At 29.2% G+C, this 1,891-nt stretch carries 1 protein-coding gene; it reads right to left on the reverse strand.

The window, feature by feature from the left end:
- Positions 1 to 146: 146 nt before the first annotated feature.
- Positions 147 to 1,891: M10 family metallopeptidase (locus tag AACU98_RS11800; RefSeq protein WP_161734755.1), on the reverse strand; the 1,745-nt coding region annotated here is incomplete at its 5' end.

Genomic DNA, 1,891 nt, shown 5'->3' on the forward strand with positions numbered 1-1,891 from the left:
TTCTATAGTAATAATAATATTGGTGAATAATAAACAAAATAAAAATAACATAATGTATTATTTTTATACTGCTAAAAAACAGAACATCTAAATAAAAAAGGACTACAATATAATCATAATCCTTATTGTTAATTAGAATAATATCTTTATATATCTAAAAGATCATTGTAACTTAATATACCCTCAAGTTTTATAAAGATAGTCGAATGATGGTCGTTATTGGCTGTTGAAATAGTTATTGTGGTTTTATTTGTATGAATATCATTATGTAAAACTATTTCATTTTCATTTCCTGATAATTGTTCTACTCGTTTCATTTTTGATATATCGATTTTTTTATAATTTTGATCAACAAAAATAATTTTGTCTTCATTCGTATTAAAATCAAAAATTAAATTATAACTTTTAGCGCCTTTATAGCATAAGAAGTTAAAAGTATCATTTCCTTGTTCACCATATAATAGATTAGTACCTAATCCACAATAAAATATATCATTCCCTTCACCACCTTGAAGTTCATTTCGTCCTGCTTTTGATATCGAAAATAATAGATCATTGCCTTTACCGCCAATGAATGTATTATTTCCATAATAATCAACAAGGGTATCATCTCCATCACCACCAAAGAGTTTATCATTACCTTTATTTCCATAGAGATAATCATTACCCATACTACCATGGAGAATATCATTACCCATACCACCATGGAGAATATCATCACCTATACCTCCATAGAGATAATCATTGCCTATATCACCATAGAGAATATCATTACCCATACCACCATAGAGGTGATCATTACCCAAACCACCCTTGATAGTATCATTACCATCACCACCTATAAGTTCATTATTAGCACTATTTCCTATGATAGTATCATGACCTGATCCACCAATAGCATTTTCAATAATCGTTTTGTAGGCAATAGAGATATTACTCCGTAACCCGCCAATATCTGAAAAGCTACCTTCATTTAGGTTAATAACTTGATTAACGGTATATAGGGAAAAGTCTAATGTATCAATTCCCCCCGAATCCCAAATACAACTTACTAATTTATCTTCTATGCTTTTTAAGGAGTAAGCGACACGTCCGGTATTAGAATGAAATCCATAGATATTATTTTCAAGGCGTGTGGTCATATTTTCGCCATAGAGTTGTTGCAATAATAATATATCTAGCAGCATAAAGGTCATGGGATAAAGACCACCAAAATCAGCATGCTCTGAGGTTGGTATATCATAACCCATAACAGAATATTTCAATGAAGCTAATACATGATTTTTATCTTTATATTCTAAGTATTGCCAACTATGGCTTAGCCCGAGTGCATGACCAACTTCATGCAAAACAACTTTATAATGATATGTACCTGGCTGATATTTATTATTTTTTAGTGTTTCAATTAGAGTATTGGTTTTTTTTATTATCAGAACAGTACCATTATCTTTAAAATTGAAAGCATCACCAATATTACCTTCTGTTTTTATATAATTATCAAGATCATTTTGATGTATTATCTTATAATATTGGTGTGATGATAAATTTAAAAATATAGTTCCAGAGTATTGGTATTGTTCATCAATATTTATCTTTTTTATAGGGGTTGAATACCTGCTAGGATAGGTTGCAAAACCTCTGGTGGTATATGAAAATTCTATTGAACCATGACTAATATGAAAATCATCGTAAAAACCAAATTTTATATCGGCATCGAATTCTGGATTAGATGCAACAAACTTTGCTTGTGTTATATAGGCAATTTCATTAAGAATATCGGAAATAACTTCTTGTTGATGAGGATATATGGTTGTTTGTGTATTATAAAAATAAGGATGTATACTATTCTTATTTTTATTAATACTATTTTCTATATCCTCTATATCTTTTT

The organism is Proteus sp. G4380 (genome assembly GCF_963885725.1).
Lineage (GTDB): Bacteria > Pseudomonadota > Gammaproteobacteria > Enterobacterales > Enterobacteriaceae > Proteus > Proteus mirabilis.